General features: G+C 56.0%; 15 protein-coding genes and 3 pseudogenes. 8 read left to right on the forward strand and 10 right to left on the reverse strand.

What is annotated here, in order from left to right; genetic code table 11:
- Window positions 1–38: 38 nt before the first annotated feature.
- Window positions 39–218, reverse strand: coding sequence for a ribbon-helix-helix domain-containing protein (locus JCM12539_RS10730; protein WP_054651390.1), 180 nt, complete (start codon window positions 216–218; stop codon window positions 39–41).
- Between the two features lie 225 nt (window positions 219–443).
- Here JCM12539_RS10730 and JCM12539_RS10735 point away from each other — a divergent pair.
- Window positions 444–853, forward strand: a pseudogene (locus JCM12539_RS10735) (iron-sulfur cluster biosynthesis family protein).
- A 113-nt stretch (window positions 854–966) separates the two neighbouring features.
- Here JCM12539_RS10735 and JCM12539_RS10740 read toward each other — a convergent pair.
- The 6 genes from JCM12539_RS10740 to JCM12539_RS10765 form a co-directional block, all read right to left on the reverse strand.
- The gene (locus JCM12539_RS10740; protein ID WP_054651392.1) at window positions 967–2,328 is read right to left on the reverse strand and encodes a M20/M25/M40 family metallo-hydrolase; all 1,362 of its coding nucleotides are present in this window, start codon (window positions 2,326–2,328) and stop codon (window positions 967–969) included.
- Window positions 2,329–2,721: 393 nt separating this feature from the next.
- A complete protein-coding gene (locus tag JCM12539_RS10745) occupies window positions 2,722–4,398 on the reverse strand; it encodes a peptide ABC transporter substrate-binding protein (protein WP_054651394.1) in 1,677 nt (558 codons plus the stop codon).
- 76 nt (window positions 4,399–4,474) lie between these two features.
- Complete coding sequence (locus JCM12539_RS14880; RefSeq protein ID WP_263849797.1) at window positions 4,475–4,993, reverse strand: amidohydrolase family protein; 519 nt, start codon at window positions 4,991–4,993, stop codon at window positions 4,475–4,477.
- Entirely contained in the window at window positions 4,984–5,670 is a 687-nt protein-coding gene (locus JCM12539_RS14885) for an amidohydrolase family protein (protein ID WP_054651399.1), read from the reverse strand. The genes JCM12539_RS14880 and JCM12539_RS14885 overlap by 10 nt, the downstream gene beginning before the upstream one ends.
- An 858-nt stretch (window positions 5,671–6,528) precedes the next feature.
- Window positions 6,529–7,056 carry an O-acetyl-ADP-ribose deacetylase gene (locus tag JCM12539_RS10760; protein ID WP_054651401.1) on the reverse strand — a complete coding sequence of 176 codons (528 nt, stop codon included), beginning with the start codon at window positions 7,054–7,056 and terminating at the stop codon, window positions 6,529–6,531.
- Between the two features lie 168 nt (window positions 7,057–7,224).
- Window positions 7,225–7,773, reverse strand: coding sequence for a PadR family transcriptional regulator (locus JCM12539_RS10765; protein WP_054651403.1), 549 nt, complete (start codon window positions 7,771–7,773; stop codon window positions 7,225–7,227).
- A 127-nt stretch (window positions 7,774–7,900) separates the two neighbouring features.
- Here JCM12539_RS10765 and JCM12539_RS10770 point away from each other — a divergent pair, with 127 nt between their 5' ends.
- The 5 genes and pseudogenes from JCM12539_RS10770 (at window position 7,901) to JCM12539_RS10790 (ending at window position 11,601) form a co-directional block, all read left to right on the forward strand.
- The gene (locus tag JCM12539_RS10770; protein ID WP_054651419.1) at window positions 7,901–8,437 is read left to right on the forward strand and encodes a phenolic acid decarboxylase; all 537 of its coding nucleotides are present in this window, start codon (window positions 7,901–7,903) and stop codon (window positions 8,435–8,437) included.
- A gap of 224 nt (window positions 8,438–8,661) precedes the next feature.
- Window positions 8,662–9,375: a DUF2087 domain-containing protein gene (locus tag JCM12539_RS10775; protein ID WP_054651405.1), complete on the forward strand. Its 714-nt coding sequence runs from the start codon at window positions 8,662–8,664 to the stop codon at window positions 9,373–9,375.
- Window positions 9,368–9,712, forward strand: coding sequence for a GIY-YIG nuclease family protein (locus JCM12539_RS10780; protein WP_225350359.1), 345 nt, complete (start codon window positions 9,368–9,370; stop codon window positions 9,710–9,712). The genes JCM12539_RS10775 and JCM12539_RS10780 overlap by 8 nt, the downstream gene beginning before the upstream one ends.
- A gap of 103 nt (window positions 9,713–9,815) precedes the next feature.
- Window positions 9,816–10,537, forward strand: a pseudogene (locus JCM12539_RS12880) (glycerophosphoryl diester phosphodiesterase membrane domain-containing protein).
- Between the two features lie 68 nt (window positions 10,538–10,605).
- Window positions 10,606–11,601, forward strand: coding sequence for a glycerophosphodiester phosphodiesterase (locus tag JCM12539_RS10790; RefSeq protein WP_054651409.1), 996 nt, complete (start codon window positions 10,606–10,608; stop codon window positions 11,599–11,601).
- Between the two features lie 89 nt (window positions 11,602–11,690).
- Here the strand turns inward: JCM12539_RS10790 and JCM12539_RS10795 are convergent, their stop codons facing one another.
- Both JCM12539_RS10795 and JCM12539_RS10800 read right to left on the reverse strand, forming a co-directional pair.
- Window positions 11,691–12,497, reverse strand: coding sequence for a tyrosine-protein phosphatase (locus JCM12539_RS10795; RefSeq protein WP_056957081.1), 807 nt, complete (start codon window positions 12,495–12,497; stop codon window positions 11,691–11,693).
- Window positions 12,498–12,794: 297 nt separating this feature from the next.
- Window positions 12,795–13,724: an SDR family oxidoreductase gene (locus JCM12539_RS10800; RefSeq protein WP_054651413.1), complete on the reverse strand. Its 930-nt coding sequence runs from the start codon at window positions 13,722–13,724 to the stop codon at window positions 12,795–12,797.
- Window positions 13,725–13,812: 88 nt separating this feature from the next.
- On the opposite strand from JCM12539_RS10800, the gene JCM12539_RS10805 reads away from it, so the two are divergent.
- Together JCM12539_RS10805 and JCM12539_RS10810 are read left to right on the forward strand one after the other, a co-directional pair.
- Complete coding sequence (locus JCM12539_RS10805; RefSeq protein WP_082405501.1) at window positions 13,813–14,427, forward strand: TetR/AcrR family transcriptional regulator; 615 nt, start codon at window positions 13,813–13,815, stop codon at window positions 14,425–14,427.
- A 52-nt stretch (window positions 14,428–14,479) separates the two neighbouring features.
- Complete coding sequence (locus JCM12539_RS10810; protein WP_054651417.1) at window positions 14,480–14,665, forward strand: hypothetical protein; 186 nt, start codon at window positions 14,480–14,482, stop codon at window positions 14,663–14,665.
- A gap of 729 nt (window positions 14,666–15,394) precedes the next feature.
- Here JCM12539_RS10810 and JCM12539_RS10815 read toward each other — a convergent pair.
- Window positions 15,395–17,223, reverse strand: a pseudogene (locus tag JCM12539_RS10815) (heavy metal translocating P-type ATPase).
- Window positions 17,224–18,482 lie beyond the last annotated feature (1,259 nt).

Consider the following 18,482-nt stretch of genomic DNA (forward strand, 5'->3'; position numbering starts at 1 on the left):
GCCTCATCGCGAGTGACCCTCCATCTTATTCAATTAACTTAGTCGTTGCAGTCATCCTCAAAGATGAACTCGCGCTGCTGTTTCTGTGTGTACAGGTACTCCTTGAGCGCCTGGGCCACCACGTCCGAGTTGCTCTCACCCGTGGTTTGCGTTTCCTTAGTTAGTTGCTCCAGCACGTCGGCGGGCAACGTAATTTTGATGTCAGTGGATTCAGTCATATTGTCTTACCCCTTCTACTACGCGAACGTAGCGTCTCAGCTACAGACACCTTACTAACGGCATCTATTCTAACACAACCACAACGTAAAGCCGCGTTTACCGGCGCAACTTTGCACCACTGAACCTATCATTCGATAAGTTGACTGCTTACTTTTGGTTAGTATATAATGTACGTGTAGTTTGAAAGCAACCAACTGATCCCTCACGCAAAGGAGGATGATAGGATGCGGATAAACATTAAGCCAGCAGCACAGGATTACCTGCGCAATAAGATTCAGGACACGGACAACGTGTTTCTCGCTCTCGACGACGGGTCCAGTAAGTACTCGATGGTCGGCGGTACCTGTACAATCGGGAGTAGCTTTCAGCTAGTACTCCGGAACGATGACGACGCCGACTACGCTATCGGGATGGACAATAACGCCAACCTTGCGTTAACCACCGGCGACGAAGAGAGCACCTATCTGGGTAACGGCCTGGCGCTTGATTACAAGAACGCTGCCTAGTATTACGGGATGATAGTGGCATTATCGATGGTAACGTCACCGTCGCCCGCTACGTACCACAAGATCTAGATACAGAGGAACTACGTCAGCAGATGCAGGCTTTGGGTGTCAACATCTGCGGAGCTTAGCTACAACTAGTAATGGCGGTCGGTCACCCGCCGTTGCACATACCCAACAGAATATAGAAACAGCAAGCCCACCGGCACCCCTTTGCCGGTGGGCTTGTTGTTTATTGTCGTGCCTACTTTGCACCCATCCTGCGCATCAGTTCCACCATGTACCAGGCGCCCTGCTGATAGTCGCGTACACGCAGGCTCTCGTTCGGCGCGTGGGCCCCGCTGCCGTAGTAGCCGCAGCCAACCGACACAATCGGTAGGCCCAAAGTCGCGGCTACTGGCGCTTGCGGACCGCCGCCGGCCGAGTTGGGTACGACACGCACGTTATCGGTCCCATACACAGCTTTGGCCACATCGGTCGCCGCCGCGAAGTACGGGTCGTCCAGATCGGAGCGGAACGGGTCCTCCCCCAGTTGGAAGGTCATCTCCACGTCGCGAAAACCATTCCGGTCGAGCTGCGCACGGATGAGGTCAAAGCAGGCCTGCGGGGTCTGGCCTTGCGCCAGCCGACAGTCGAGCTTGGCGTGCGCTTCCCGCGGAATGACGGTCTTTACACCGTCGCCCGTGTAGCCGGACTCAAAGCCGTTGACGGTCAAAGACGGCTCATTCACGCTTGCAAGTTTGGGGTCGTCGCGTAAGAATGGTTGCCGCAACCCCGCGCGTTCGCGCAGGCCGTCCGCATCAAAGTCCATGCGGTCCACCGCCGCCCGGGTACCAGCGGACATCGTTTCAACTAAGTCATAATAACCATCAACGGCCAGTCGACGCTCTGGCGTTCGTAGCGAATGTAAGGCGTCAATTAACCGCCACGCCGCGTTATCCACATACGCGCCAAGTGAAGAATGAAGGTCCACGTCGGCAGTCCGCACGCTGAGGTCAAAGGCCAGGATGCCCTTAACCCCGCCGGTGACGGTAAAGTGTTCCTGCTCGTTCTTACTGCCGCCTTCCCAAACACAAACGTCAGCCGCCAGGTCATCAGCGTGGTGCGCAACGTAATCATCAAAGTGGCCGGAGCCGACTTCTTCCTCGCCCTCCACTACGAACTTCAGGTTACACGGCAAGCCGCCGTGATCCTGGAGGTAGCGAACCGCCGTCAACCGACACATTAGCTCGCCCTTGTCATCCCCAATCCCCCGGGCACGTACGGTCCCGTCATCCAGGAAGGTCGGCTCGAACGGTTCGCTGTGCCACTCCGCAAGTGGTTCGGGCGGCTGGACATCATAATGGTTATAAAACAGGATGGTGTGGTCACTGGCACCTTTGAATTGGGCAAAGACGGCCGGATTCCCACCCGGTTCGTTCCATTGCGTGGCGTAAGACGCCCCGAGTTCACGAAAAGTCTGTTGCAACCAGTCCGCGGTGTCCTGAATTCCGCGATGCTGCGCGGAGACGCTTTCCAGGCGGACATATGGTGCTAAGTGATCAAAGTAGTCGCGGGCGAACTGCTCAACGGCAGCACGTTCCGTGGTGGTTTGTGTGTTTGGCATGGGTGTATCCTCCGTTTTTTTGTATTGTATGGATCGTGAATTTATGCTGGTGAAAGTTACGGGAGTGAGCGCTTAAACCCGCTATGGTAGAGGGATTGTGCTTCACCGCTACCTGGTCGGGAAATACTACTACGCTCCCGCGGTACTCGTTCTTATTGAAACGGGTTGCACCCCCGCAGAAACTTGCACGTAACCCGCTACGGCAATGAAGCCAAACCCGGGCTTCACCGCCGTAGCAAGTTACGCTCCAGTTTCTAACCGCGGGGCTCCACCCTCTAAACGGGTTGCGCAAGGCAGAAAGCGACGCATAAGGCACTCAAACCAAAAGGCCAAACCCGGGCCTTTCGGTCTGAGTGCCTTATGCTCTGCTTTCTAAGCGCCTTGCTCCACCCTCTACCTCAAGTTCACCCCTCTCCATCCCGGATTTCCACCAGCCGCGTTGTCTACCACACCCGTCAACTTCGTGTTCCGTAGATAGTTCGTTGCGTCCTGATACAGCGGAATGACGCCCTGCTCCTTCATCAGCAGTTGCTCAGCCTTAACCATCGCCTGCCACCGTGCCTTTGCGTCGGCCGTCGTGTTCGCCGTATTCATCAGGCTGTCATACTCCGAATTGCTCCAACCGCCAAAGTTGTACGAGTTACCCGTCACCATCATGTCCAAGAACGTCGTCGGGTCGTAATCTGCGCTCCAACTCGTCAGGATGACGTCAAAGTCGCTACCCAGTAGGTCCTTCACTCGCGTCGCCTTGGGGACCTTCTTTACCGTCACCTTCAAGCCCTTCAAGTTCTTCGTCCAGGTCTCGTCGAGGTACTGTGCAATCGAATCCCACTGGTCGTCCTCGTCCACCGTAAGGTTAAAACTCATCCCCGTCATACCCAACTGCTTCAACCCTTTATCCCAATACTCCTGCGCCAGCTTCTGGTTGTAACTCACCCCACTGTTGGCGTCGTCGTTCTTGACGTACGCATCCTTTGCAAAGTCGGTGCCGTCGGTCGGACTCTTCCCCAAGTCCCGAGAGACAAAGCCCAGCGATGCCTGCGATCCGTCCGCCAGCGTGTCCTGCGTAAAGGTCTTCCGGTCGATCGATAACGAGAGCGCCTTCCGAATGTAGACGTTGTTGAACGCCTTCTTCAGCGCATCCGTGCTTGGAGCCTTCTCGTTAGTGACCACGTAGGTGCCAATACCCGATAGCACCTGCTTAAACGCCTTGTTGTTCTTCTCGTTCTTGACCTCGTTGCCAGACAGCTCCGTCTGGTCCAACTGACCCGCCTCAAACATGTTCAACCCCGTTGAGGTCGTCTTCACCACCTGGTACGTAACTTTGTCCAGATGAATGTTCTGCTTGTTCCAATAGTTTTTGTTCTTCACCAGCGTCCACGAGTCGTTCGTCCCGTTCCAACTCTTCACCGTGTACGGCCCGTCGTAGCTCGTCTTCGTTGCGTTGGTACCAAACTTACTGCCGTTCTTCGTCACCGCGCTCTTCTCCACGGGCATAAACTCGGCGTTCGACATCAAAGTCAGGAACGTGGCCATCGGATGCTCCAAGTGCACAACAAACTTGTAGTCGCCCTCAGCCTTAACGCCTAACGTCGATACGGCCTTTTTGCCGCTATTGATGGCGTCCGCATTCACAATACCGGAGTACCGGTAGGCGTTGACCGCCTTGGTTTTGGGATCTACGTTCCGTTGCCAGGCGTAGACAAAGTCGTTGGCAGTCACCGGCTTGCCGTCCGCCCACTTCGCGTTGTGCCGCAAAGTAAAGGTGTACGTCATGCCGTCCTTAGATGTAGTCCAGGATTTAGCAATCCCCGGCTCCTTCTTGTTGTTCTTGCCAACCGTCAGCAGCCCCTCCTCAACGTTGTTCAAAACTTCACCGCTGGAGGTGTCACTAGCCTGTGCGGGATCCAAAGTCTCCAGCTGACTCGGAATGGACACCGTGATGGACTTGGTGCTGGCCGCGCTGGCTTTACTTCCACAGGCAGCTAACAGCAGCACCGAGGCCGCCGTCGCTGCCAGCACGCCGACTCTTGCCGGCCAACTTTGCTTATTACGATTCGCATTCTTCATGATAATTGCCTCCCAGTAGTCACGTTATGTACGCGGACGTCACTTACGCGCCCGTTAGCCCAATCAAATGTGGCATTTATACCCGCTTGCCACCAAGATAAACGCCCTTGTCAGCCTGCCGCACCGCGTCCACGTCATCCAGCGGGTTGGCCTTCAACACCAGGAAGTCCGCGTACTTACCCGCGGCCAGTGCGCCGTACTCTTCGCTGACCCCCAACAGGTCTGCCGAGTTCCGCGTAGCCGCGTACAGCACGTCCTGAGGTGCCATCCCCACTTTGTTCACCAGCAGGTGCAGCTCATCCCAATAGCCGGTCGCAAAGTCGTTGAACGGCGTCCCCGCATCAGTACCCGTTGCAAACGGTACTCCGCGTTGCACCGCCAATTTCATGTTCTTAAAGAACGCCTGGGCAAAGTCGCTTGCCTTCCGCACCATGTAGTCAGGAATCTTACCCTCACCGTGATCAACGATCCCCTGCACCGCGTTCAACGTCGGCACCAAGTACACCTGATGAGCCTTCATGAATTCGGCCTCATCCTCATCCAAAAAGATACCGTGTTCGACGGAATCTACACCGGCCTCCAATGCTAGCCGGATACCCGCAGTACCCTGTGCGTGTGCCGCGACTTTGCGTCGGCGGGCGTGCGCTTCGCGGGTGCTACCGCCAACTCCTCTTGCGTGAACTCTGCATCCAGCGGGCTGTCGGCCACCGACATCACTCCGCCAGTCGCCATCACCTTGATGACATCCGCGCCATTCTTGAACGCCTGGCGCACCGCGTGCCGCATCTCATCGGGCGAATCGACCAGGTAGGATTCGTTACCCGTGTGGTGCGGGCTGTCACCATGGCCACCCGTTGCACTCATTGCGCGGCCGGATGCAACCACGTGCGGCGCCGGGAATCCGTACTCGGCCTGAGCGTCACGTAACTTAACGTCGACGTCGTAGTTGGAAGACAGGTTCCGCACGTACGTCACGCCGGAATGGACCAGGTCGGAGAGGTTTTGTAGGGCGAGCAAAGTGGTTTCGGTCTCGCTGCGCTCGCTCGCCGCGAGCTGGTGCGCGTTGCTCCCCAAATGGACGTGGCAGTTCATCATGCCGGGCATAACGTACTGACCGGCGCAATCCACCGTGCGGTCGGCTGCCGGAGTGGCGCCGGTCCCGGTGGCTGCGACTTTGCCCGTCGCGTCGTCTACCGTGAACCAACTGTCTGGGGTGAAGCCATCGTGTAAGCCGTCAAAGAGTGCTAGGTTGCTATAAAGTGTTGTGGTCATGTTATTTTCCTCGCTTTCAAAGTTGTGGCGCTACCCGTTGCAATATGTGTCGCGGTCCGATTAATTCCTTCAGATCCCCCGCGTTGTCGTGTTTGTGGGTATAAAAAAACGACGCCTATACACTAATTAAGTGTATAGAGCGCCGGCCCCGTTACGTTATCAGACGTCGAGTCGGCTTAAAAGCATTGGTCCATGTTATTTAGTCCCGCGGATTCCCGGGGACAATAAAACCCGCAACTAACGAATGATCCCAATCGGCATAATAATCGCCGTTGGTCCCATCGTGGTTACGGGTATCTGGATTGCTTCTAAGCGTTCAACGTTTTGGTTCATCATGGCTATTCCTCCACGGATGCGTGTTGGTCGCACCCTTTGCGCCGGGTTAATAACCCCGGAGGATAACCGTTAGCTTCACGGCAGCGTCCCATGTAACTGCCGCTAACAATTATCCAATTACTGCATCAGCGTGTGGGACAACGTTAATGCTAATAATCACCGGAATAATGACGACGTTAATTTTAGTCATGAGTGGTTGCCCCTTTCGCTGTGGAAGAATTTCCTCGTGCTTGAGGATGGCTCCAGCATATAGCAAAACGGTGAGGAACGTCAACACCTTTTTCACATTTGATATTAATAAAACGGTAATTTAGCCCGTGCCGTTTCCCTCACTACCCGCATTTGTACTGCACGAGTAAGACCGCCATAAACCCTTTAACCACGGAATTAGCCCCCCATACTATGCGGTCACAAAACTCCGTAACATCATGGTAAATTCAATAACACTCGTATTGCTAGACTTGTCACCCAAACAAATAGCCACAACCAGCGTGACTGGTTGTGGCTCAATAATACTCCCGACTAAACTGCCATCTCGGCGTTGGCAGCAATGGCCGCCGCGAATGTCTGGTACGTGTCCGCATCAAAGGCGACGATCCGGACGCGGCGAACATAATCACATTCACGCATCGTACTCATCAGCGTACGTACGGCAATCGGCGCAGCTTTGAATAATGGGAAACCGTACACACCCGTGCTGATGGACGGAAAGTCCACGGTACGGCACCGGTGCGCGTCCGCTACCAACAGGCTGTTACGGTAACTATCGGCCAACAACTCACTCTCGCCGTTTCCGCCGCCCTGCCAGACGGGTCCGGCCGTGTGGACGATGTACGATGCTCGCAGGTTGAAGCCTGGCGTAATCTTCGCGTCACCAACCATACACCCATTCAGTCGCCGACATGCCTCCTGCAATCGGGGGCCAGCCGCACGGTGAATGGCACCATCAACGCCACCACCGCCGAGGAGCGAAGGATTGGCCGCATTGACAATTGCGTCACTACGACTCTTTGTAATGTCACCACGGACAACATCAACATATATTTTCATGGTGGTGGCCCCCTTTTGTTATTGTTAATTTTATAATAACGCCTTCAGGGGATATATCCAATAGCATTGTGCCATTTGTAACTTAGCCGTAATGATGGTTATGCCGCGGCCTAGGCCGATTTTGCGGCAGCTGTATATACTTATGATTAGTCAAATTGATAACATTGTTTAATTATGCGGTAGTTGTGTTAATTGTTGATCCAACCAACTGAGGTATTGCTGCTCCCGCGTCAGGGCGTGATCCAGAATCAAGTAGTGCCCAAACTGGTCTTGAGGCACATTTTCGTCGCCAAAGAGGAGTTGCCGGCGCGCCTCCAGGTGGTCAAGCCACTCTTGGTGAATCGCAATCTGTTCGCGAATCATCCCCGGTAACCGCGCATCGTCTGCACGTTGAACAAAGTAGAGTTTCAGCACAAATTCGTCCTTGGTCGTCGCCATCGTCGGTGTAGGGGCTCCCACCCAAGATGACAAAGCGGATCGACCCTCCGTGGTAATGCTGTAGCGCTTCTTTTCTAACTTAGTCCCAGCAACCTCCACGGAATGCGTAATCAGCCCTTGCTCCTCCATCCGCGCCAACAGCGGGTATATTTGGCTGTGCTGTGCTTGCCAAAACTCACCAATTTCGTGGGCAAAATCCTGTGTTAGTTCATATCCCGTCCGTGGTTCCTGGTCTAATAGTCCCAAGATGATGTACTGCAAAATGTTCTTTTGTGCCATTTGTCAGCCCTCCGCTTGACTTCCCTTTGGGACCAGTATATATTAATCAAGTTGCTAAAAACATGTAAACTATTACACGTTCAAAATTACTTATTCAAAGGAGCTCATGATGACTGAACACAACAATATGACCAAGAAGTTTGCCACCCTCGACGACTTCCTCGGGACACACTTTATCTACACTTATGACAACGGTTGGGAATACGAATGGTACGCGCGCAACGACCACACCGTGGACTACCGCATTCATGGCGGCATGGTCGCCGGCCGCTGGGTTACGGGCCAGGAGGCCAACATTGTGATGCTGGTACCCGGTATCTACAAGATTGCCTGGACGGAGCCAACCGGGACTGACGTCGCCCTCGACTTCATGCCAAATGACCACCGCATTAACGGCACGATCTTCTTCCCTAAGTGGGTGCAGGACCACCCAGAAATCACGGTGACCTACCAGAACGAGCACATCGACCTGATGGAAGAATCCCGCGAAAAATACGAGACTTACCCCAAGCTGGTAGTGCCGGAATTCGCCCAAATTACCTATATTGGTGACGCCGGCCAGGACAACGCTGACGTTATCAACGAGGAACCGTATGAAGGAATGCCCGACGATATCCGAGCTGGAAAGTTCTACGACGAGGACTACAAGCACGCAAGTAAATAAATACACTTCAGGGTCACGACCAATGGTCGTGACCCTGTTTGCTTTTTTTTTACTAACGGATTCGTTGCGTTACTGAGCCAAAATTGAGCGGAATTAGTTCGTAATGAGCGACAATCTAAGCACTGCAATCGTCCCCACGCTCAAATTAAATTAGTGTTTGTTTGACTTTGCCAACCCCAAATGGTAGTTTTGTTGACGATATCCGTCAACAAGGAGACGATTAAGTGCATACGACGATCACAACCGCCGACTGGCAACGTGGTTTTCACCAAAACCACGACCAACTACTATGTAACTACTGCAAGTTCACCGTTGCTGCCCACCCCCGTAGCGTGGACGTTATGGCTCGCCACCTTGAGGAGATCCACGGTGGCCCGGTCGCTGCGCTGCTGACGTCTTCTGACCGTAATAACACGCTCACCGCACGCCAACGGGACCTGCTGGCCGCCTTTGCGCGCGGCGACAGTGATGCCGAGATTGCCACGAACCTCAGCGTCAGCCTCAGCACGGTGCGACACCAGCGTTTCACCTTCCGCAGCAAAGCAGACCAGGCCCGCCTCTACCTCGCCCAGTTCCAGTCGGCCTTTGGGGATGACACGGAACATGCGAGCCTACTCCGCTTACCGCAAACACCGTATACCCGCGACATCAGTATCACCCAGGCCGAGTACCAACGGATCATCGCTAAGTATTTCTCCACGGACAAGGGTCAGTTGCAACTTGAAGCCCTCCCCCGACGTGAAAAACAGCGGCTGGCCGTTTGCTACCGGGTGTGCTTAATACTAGAATCCGGGCGCGTCTACACTCGGACCGACTTCAACCAGCTGCTAGGGGCAGTATGGGCTGATTACAATTACTTAACGCGGGAGCTGATCGACTTTGGCTTCATCAGCCGCACGACAGACGGCACCCAGTATTGGAGGATTTTCAATGAATAATATGAGTAAAGACGAACGCAAGGCGCTCGTGCAGGCGTACAAAATGGCGCCGACCTACTACGGCGTCATTCAGATTGAAAACACACGTAACCATAAACGGTTCATCGCGGCGGTACCGAACATCAAGGGCCGCTGGGATTACTATCAAGTCAACCTGAACAACCATAAATATGGTGACACGGAGCTACAACGCGACTGGGACGCCATGGGGGCCGACGCCTTCGCGTACTCGGTACTGTTTAAAGAAAAGACCGACGACGTACTCAACATGCGGGCGGAACTGAAAGACTTACTGGCCATCTGGCGGGAAGAGGTCAAGCCGGAATACAAGAGTTAGGGTTCACGGACAACCCCAAAACGTCGGTTCACCCCACCGCCTATCATAACCATAGTTATCAATGCTAAAATGGTGGGATAAACATGATGGGAGAGACAATCAAATGCGTTCTTTGCGTTACATCGCGGCCGTCCTCCGCGAATTCTGGGCTCACTGGATTAGTTACCTGGTACTTAGCGGCGTTGTTGGTATTTTAATCAGCTTATTAATCATCCCCGCGCTCCGGTGGGTCACCCGCGCAGTCCTTGTGGCCGGCGGGGTGCCGTACTTAACTTTGACCAACGCTCCGAGCGTAATAGTCAATCATCCGTTCACGTCCATCGCATTGCTCGCAATTGGCATCCTGCTGCTCGCACTGGTCTACCTACAGTTTGCAGTTCTGCTCACTGGGGTCAACAACATCCACCACCACGAAAACTATGGCTGGCGACAGATCGCCCGCGCCGTCTGGAGCGATTTGCGCACCTGCGCTGGACCTCCTTCGTCTTCTTTGCCCCCTACTGCCTCATCGTCGTCCCACTCGCCGGTCTGGTCGTTGGTTCGAGCCTGCTGGCAAAGGTGCGCGTGCCGATCTTCATCACCGCGTGGCTGCTCGAACGCCCACCATTGGCCGTCGCGGTTGCCGGCATCTACCTGGTCATGACGTACCTCGCCGTCCGCTGGCTGCGGGTCCTCCCCCACGCCATTCTCGGTGAGATGCACCTGCGCGCAGCCGCCCGCCAAAGTTGGCGCGAAACCCGGGGACGCTGGTGGTTCTTCTTCATCCGCGCGACTTTGCTCGGTATCACCGTCTGGCTCATCGCGTACGCTTGGTCTGAAGGCTGATTGGCCTCCAAAACTGGTTTGACGACCAAAAATACGCGTACGTCGCCGCCATCATCACGATGGCGTTGATGATTATTGGCAAAGTCGTGTTGGGCGCCATGGGCAGTATCGCGCTCCTATTGTTTTTGATTGAGCCCGACCAGTTGTCCAGCACCACCAAGGCCACCGTCAAACGGCACCATGGCGGCTGGTTCTACACCGGCATTAGCGTGACCGGCGTGTTGGCCCTGGCGCTACTAATCTTGTTCAACGCGGTTTACCTCAAAGGGGCCTTGGATTCGCAGCCACTGGCCATTTCGCACCGCGGGGTGGATAACGGTAACGGCGTCCAAAACACTTTGCCCGCGATGGAACGTACCGCTAAAGAACATCCCGACTACATCGAAATTGACGTTCACGAAACTAAGGATAACCAGTTTATCGTGTTACACGACGAAAACCTTAAGCAACTAGCCGGCATCAACAAAACACCAAAACAGCTCACACTTAAACAGTTGCAACGGGTCGTGGTACACGAAAACGGCCACCACGCACACCTGGTCAGCCTAAACCAGTACATGGACGCAGCGGAAAAACGAGGACAAAAGCTCATTGTCGAAATTAAGACCACTAAAAACGACAGTCGTGCCATGTTGACCAACTTTATTGACCGGTACGCACAGCGTATTATCGCCCATCACGACCGTGTACACTCACTGAATTACGGTGTCATCACCGGTCTGCGTCGCCGGGTACCGCATTTGTACGCCAGTTTCATTCTCCCGTACGTGCTCGTCTTCCCGAAGACCGACGCCAACGCATACACCTTTGAAGAAACGACCCTGGACGACGTCTTTGTGGATGCCGCACACGACGATCACCAAGCAGTGTGGGCCTGGACCGTTAACGACGCCGACAGTATGGAACAGATGATGTTCATCGGTGTTGACGGCATCATTACCGATAACCTCAGCCTCCTGCAAAATACCATCCGCACGCACGACGACCACCCATCGTACGCCGAACGCATGCAGTTTTTCAGCAACTCGTTGGATAATATTTCGGCGCAGAGTGAAGTGGACTAAAGCACAGGTACCACTAACCTCTACACACACCAAAATACGGCCTGAGCCGTCGGAGTAGTCCGGTGACTCAGGCCGCTTTGTATTTAGTCTTAATGGTTGTCGTCAACCAAAAACGCCCGGTCCAGCGCCGCCAACCCGGCCTCGCCGTTGCCTAGTAGCTCGCCGACATAGTTACGGACATTGCCGTAATGGGCATCAACCCAGTCCAACGCGGTGTCCAAATAGTCCACACGCACACCGGTGACGGCCCGCATGTCCGTTAACATCTGGTGGGTGGCACCCAACTGCTGAAACTCAACCAACGCCTGATTGATGTTGGGCTCGTGTTCCACGTTGGAGTAGAGGTAGTCACGCGTAATCAGCGACCGCGGAACGCCCAGCGCGCCGAGTAGCAAAGCCGCGGCCATCCCCGTCCGGTCCTTCCCGGCCGAACAGTGGAACATCACCGCTCCAGGTGTGGCGGTCGCCGTCACCAAGAACTCACGCATGGACGCCTGCATGGTGGGGTCCGCCACCATGGCCTCGTAGCCCAAACGGATGTGCTCCGGAGCATCATCGTGGTGTTGAATGTATGTCCGCAATGCGTGCGCCTCACCTTTGAGGTCACCCACCACCATCGGAGCCGCCACTCGTGCCGCCCCGGCAAGTGGGACGTCGGGCGCCTTTGCGGCCTCATCCGGTTGCCTAAAATCAACCACCGCACCCACACCCAAAGCAGTCAGTTGTTGCATGTCGTGGGGCGTTGCTTGCCACAGGCGGCCGGTCCGAATGATTTTATGTGGCCGTAAATAACGGCCGCTGTTCGTCCGCAAGTGGTGGTACGTCCGCGCGTTGGTCACCCGTTCTAAGCTCATGATATCCAGCGCCCGCTGGTGGCGGGCAGTTGCTGCTGTCAATGTCATCACCTCGTGACCCCACATTAGCATAACTGCCGTCCGATTGAAAGCGGATGCAAGCGGCTTAGGGTGTCGTGACTAAGGTTTGTTGAGACCGAGCGGGTTTTGCTCGGGCTACGGCAATTCGCGGTAGCCCGGTACGGGCGTGAGCGTGAGGCACGTACCCGGTCGCGGGAACCAGCCGCTCAACCGGAACCGCCACGTCAGTTCGACCAGCCACTGTAGCGGGCACCGTGGAGCAGTCCACAAAGTTGCAGTTCACCGCGACACACCCCCGGCCAGAGCCACCACCCGGAGCTAACGCGTGTGTCCGCCCGCAAACGGAGCCGCGTTGCCCGCATCACCTTTGCCGTTGTACGCCGCTACGAACCGCGGAACGAAGGTACTCAGCCCATGCGTCCCCAGTTCTGGCATGTGCGCGTCCAAATCCGCGTAAAACCGGTACGCCTGCCGCTGTCCCTGACCCATGGTGACCATGCCAGTCACCAGCGCGTCGGGCACACCTGCTGCCAGAGCGCCGTCACGATACTGGTCGTCCGTGAGCTCTACGTACTGTAGGTCAGGCATACGCAATGCCGCGCGCAACGCGGCCACAACCTGGTCACCACTTGCAAAATCGCTGACCACGTACCGCGTCGTCGTACCCACCGGCGTCCGTTCCAACAGGTCGGCCACCGTCGTCGCAATGTCTTCTGGTGCGGCCCACGCGCGGCGCGTGCTCCCCGGGATGTTGGCCGCCATGGCGTGCTGATTGCGAATCTGCGGAATAAATGTCAACAGGTTATCCCAGAACCCCACTGGCCGTACGAACGCTAAGTTCACTCCTGCCAGTCGCCGCATCTCGCGCTCCACGTACATACGTGTGCAAAGGACCGACTTCTGGGCCTTATCCGCGCCCACGCTGCTCAATTGCACCACGTTGTGCACCCCGGCGGCCGCAATTGCCGTTCGGAAAGTGCTGGCCTGCTGGATAGCAGCCGCAATCAAATCATCACTGAGCGCACCGCCCGCCAACATTGTGAACACCGCGTCCGCGCCGGTAAATGCCGTGGTCAGAAAAGTGGCATCCGCAATATCACCCGCCAGCGGCTTTGCCCCTAACGCCTGAATGGCGGGGAAACGCCGTTCACTACTAGTGACCACCGTCACGTTGTGGCCGTCCTGCACTAACCGCGGTACCAAGTGTTGCCCAATGTGCCCTAAAGAACCTAAAACCGTAATCTGCATCAGTTATTTCCTCCTTAAACGGATAGAGCTATCTTTTTACGTTGTACGTATTATAAAAGATAGTATTATCTTTTGTCAACCTTGACGTGTGGCTATCCTCCGGGCGATAATTACGGTATGCGAAAAAAAAGATCCGGCCAAAAAGCAACTAATTTTAGACTGTGCGGCTCAGCTGATCGCCCAAGACGGGGCGGGAGCATTGTCCACTGCCCGCGTGGCCCGTGCGGTAGGTATCGCGCAGTCGAACATCTACATATACTTCAAGGACCGCGACGCACTCCTCGCGGCCGTCTTTGACCGCGCCCAAGCCGCTGGTGCGCAATACATTGATGGTCCGCTCATTGCCGACGAGACGAAACCGATGGCGGCGCGGCTACAAGCGTACCTACGCGGACTGTATGACTGGTCGGTCGCAGCGCCGACGGACATGCTGTTGCTGGAACAAATCAAGCGCCTCCCGGACGCGCCGGCAACCACCCACATCGGCAACACGCGCACGGAACCACTCATGGATCTCATCCGGCAGGCCCAATCGGCGGGACTGTGCCGACCAGTCGCCGCGGATATTTTGGTAACCATCGTCTTCGCGGCGGTGCGCCGCAACGTGGAACTCCCCCAGAAGGATCATGCCAGCTTTGCAAAGTTGTTCCCCGTCCTGTGGGCTGCAATTGCCACAACGCCGGCGCCAAACGTAGAACTGTAATTACGAATACCAAATGGATGCAGAATGTAAAGTTTAGTGAAGGGGGCTAATCATGCAATCGCAACGACAGCAACGTTCTACCATTATTAGCATCGTCACGTTCGTGGGCGTCTTTGGGGCGTACATGGGCTTGGAGCACTTCGGTTTCTCTGGTTGGTTGGAAATTGTCTTGACGGTCGGGGCAGCCGTTATTTCGGCATTGGTGGGCGCACTTATTGCTGGGTTTGTAACCAAATAACTGGGCCGGATAGGTAATGGCGCTGGCTAGTGATTATCTGAGTGTAAACCAAGGCCCACACAACTTTGCGTATAGTTGTGCGGGCCTTGGTTTTGGATATTGTAGGTTAAGTTCTAAAGCTTGGGTCGGGCTGCGGCTCTCGTCCTGGCTTCGGTTAAACCAGTCAATGCTACAGTCTCTCGGCGGCGCTGGCACCGGCTGGCTGCGCCAGTAGCATTCCCTAATCGCTAAAGCGATAAGGGTCTGCGTACCTCGTGGCGGGCTCTAAGCGCTAAAGCAGTAAGTGGTTAGCTTCTGCTCCTCTCGTTCTGACTGCTATCAAACCAGTCAATGCCACAGTCTCTCGCACTCGCTGCGCGGGTGCTCCGAGTGGCGGAGAGTAAGCGCTGAAGCGCCAACTCTCCGCGCAGCAAAAAAAAGAGCACCGCCGCGCCAACACCGCGAACAGCACTCTATATGTAGGTTTTATGCCCACCCATGCGTGTGCCGGCGCTCAGCAGCAGCCCACGCACATCAACCGTTAATATTATGCCCTCATTCACAGCAAAGTGCAACCATTTGTGAACAAAAAAATGCGGTTTTTGTCAGCTATTACCCCACTTTGTTCATCATTGGTGAACACACGTCGTCTCAAGATGAATTTACGGTTAGACTGATTTGTACCACAATATAAAGCGGGCGAACACCATCAAAAAGTGTTCGCCCGCTTTACTATCTTTCCACCAGTAATTACGCCAGGTGTTCTGCCAAGCGTTCATCCGCACCTTTGCGTCCGTGCCGTGCCCGCAGCGCGTACAATATCGTCACCGTGTCCACCACTTCCTGGAACAAGGCACCGATGATGGCTGGAATTACGCCGAAACTAGCAATCAGCATCAACACCGTACAAATACCAATACCAATCAGAACCGCCTCCCGCGCAATCGCCATCGTGTCGCGCGCAATTAGCACCCCAGACGCAACCTGACTAAGATCGTCGTGGAGCAACACCACGTCAGCCGACTCACTCGCCGCCGTCGCTCCCCGCGCCCCCATGGCAATGCCGACATCAGCTACCGCCAACGACGGCGCGTCATTCACCCCGTCGCCGACCATCACCACCGGCCGTTGATCACGGGACACCTGCTTCAGCACCGCAATTTTGTCGGCCGGCAACTGTTGAGCGTACACCGTATCAATGCCCGCCTGGTCGGCTACAGCGTCGGCGGTCTGCTGCCGGTCACCCGAAATCATCATGAGGTTGTGAATTCCGAGCGCGTGCAACCGCTTCATGGTCGCTGGCGTCTCGGCCCGAATGGTGTCAGCAAACAGTATGCGCCCCACGTAACGTCCATCCACGGACACGTAGACGGCCGTTTGGTCGCTCACGTTGGTCGCGTGGGCAAAGCCGGCCTGCCCGACCGCCACGACTTTGCCTTCCACAGTCGCCGTCACCCCGTGCCCCGTGGCCTCCGAGACGTCGGTTGACGCTGACAATTCGTGGCCTTCCGCGGCGGTCACCAACGCCCGCGCAAGAATATGCCCCGAGTGCTGTTCCGCCGAGGCTGCCCAGGACAGCAAAGTTGCGTCGTCAACATCGTCAACTGCCGGTTCGACGGCCACAACGCGCAGGTCGCCACGGGTCACCGTCCCCGTCTTATCAAACGCAACGGTGCGGGCCGAGGCCAGCTTTTCCAGCGCTGCCCCGGACTTAACGATAATCCCGTTGCGGCTGGTGCGGCTCATCCCCGACACCAGCGCAATTGGCGCCGCCAGAATCAACGGACATGGGGACGCCACCACGAGCACTTCGGCAAACCGCACCGGATCACCTGAGAGGAACCAGGCCACCCCCGCAATAACGTAGGCCACGAGGGTAAACGGCACGGCGTAGCGGTCGGCGAGGCGCACAAAGGGAGCCTGCTGACTGGCCGCGTCTTGCACTAACCGCACGATACTCTGGTACTGGCTATCGGCGGCCGTTTTGGTCACCTGCACGGTCAAAGCGGCATCGCCGTTGACCGTCCCCGACATGAGCGGGGCGTCCACACTTTTGGCAACCGGGCGCGATTCACCCGTAATGTTGGCCTCATCGACCAAAGAATCACCATCGACAACGCGGCCATCAACGGGCACCACTTCGCCGGGACGAACGACCACGGTGTCGCCCACTTTGACTGCATCGGCGGCAACGTCGACGAGTTTTCCTCCCTCCTGGCGGTGCGCCATGGTCGGCGTGTTAGCCAGAAGGTCGCGGAGTTCAGAGTTGGCTTTGTGGGCGGCGTAGTCTTCGAGCGCGTCACCACCCGTCAGCATCAGTAGCACAATCAAAGCCGCCCAGTACTCACCGACGACCACGGTCGCCACCACGCCGTGATGGCCAGGAGGTCAACACCAAATTTCCCGGAACGCAAAGTCTGGACCATATCCCAGAACATCAGTGCGGCCAAAGCTAGGCCGGCAACGTTGATTACGATTACCGCGACGTGAGGCAGGTGAAGGCCCCACTCGGCCACCGCCGCAATCAGTGCGACTGTGAGTACCATCCACAGACGCCAATAGGTACGGAATACACGCATAATTAATCGCCCCTTCCCCATTTGTCCTTACCTCCATTGTACAGGCAACAGCTGTGGAAAACAACCGCTTTTATTGGCTGCGCGTCTACAGTTTTGTGGCGTAGTGGCGGCTTTGGCTGGTGGCGGTGCTGCGGGGTACTACGACTTGGTGGACCGCTGCTATTGGCTGGTTGTACTGGTGCGGTGGCTCCGGTTGGCGGTTCTGGCCGGTGGCGGTGCCGTGGTGTACTGCGACTTGGTGGACCGCTCCACGGTGACCGCTGCTAGGGCGAAACCTCCAACCGCAAAACCGCGGTTTCCGGTGCGACTTAGAGCCTGCCTGCCAAGCCCGGGCAGTCAGTCTCTAAGTTCGTCGCGCTGTACATCGCCTGTAAATGAGGCTCTCGGACTGGCTACGCCATTCCTGCGAGAAGCACGCAGTAAGCGCTGAAGCGCTAACTGCGTGCGTTCCCTAACAGCGGTCACCGTTCCGGGTCCAGTCGTCTCCGCACCCCACGGCACCCCCACCGGCCAGAACCACACGTGCGAACGAATTTATACACAAATTATTGATAACAACAATTTTCCCAATGAAAGCAATGTAATGCTATAACTCAATCCAAGTTGGCGAAAACAACACCAACCATCCCGATCAGCGGGCGAGGCTCTTTATTCGCACTCGCAGACGTAAATACGACAACAACACTGTGCTATATCGACCGGCCTTGATGAGATGAAGGCCCTGAGAGAGAAGTTATAATCCGGTACTACCGCTATGTGTTGATGAACCCCGCAAGTAGGTATGGAACGGAGTGGTCGTGTACTCGCAGTAATATAATCACGGTAATCTGAGTCCCCGTCAGTCGGGCTGGCGAGCGGAGACGGAGTGGTAACCCCATACCATCGATATGTGGCGGGACCCCTGAGCGTAATTTTGGGTTGCGGCTTACGTGCTGCGCCGTGACTTCCACAATAGCGTGCGGCCGCGTCGGTCGATCCGGTGAGCGGAGGCGTGTGGGGTCGGAGCGGTAACCACTGCCGGGGTGCAACGCAGTAGGTTTACTTCCAGTTGGTGCTTTAGCACCTTACTGGGAGTTAACTCGAAGGGCTGGCAGAGCCAGGCCTAGAGCGCAGGCGACGTACTGCGCGACGAATTCCTAGACCGGCCGGTGGGTTTCCGGACGGGCTTGGAATCGCGGCGGAAACCCGCCCGCACTTGGCGGGTTGGAGCCTTCGCCCTAGCTGTGGTTACCGCGGAGTGCCCCACGAAAGCCGCAGCT

It is taken from the genome of Lacticaseibacillus pantheris DSM 15945 = JCM 12539 = NBRC 106106 (assembly GCF_001311175.1).
In the GTDB taxonomy this organism is placed as follows: Bacteria; Bacillota; Bacilli; order Lactobacillales; family Lactobacillaceae; genus Lacticaseibacillus; species Lacticaseibacillus pantheris.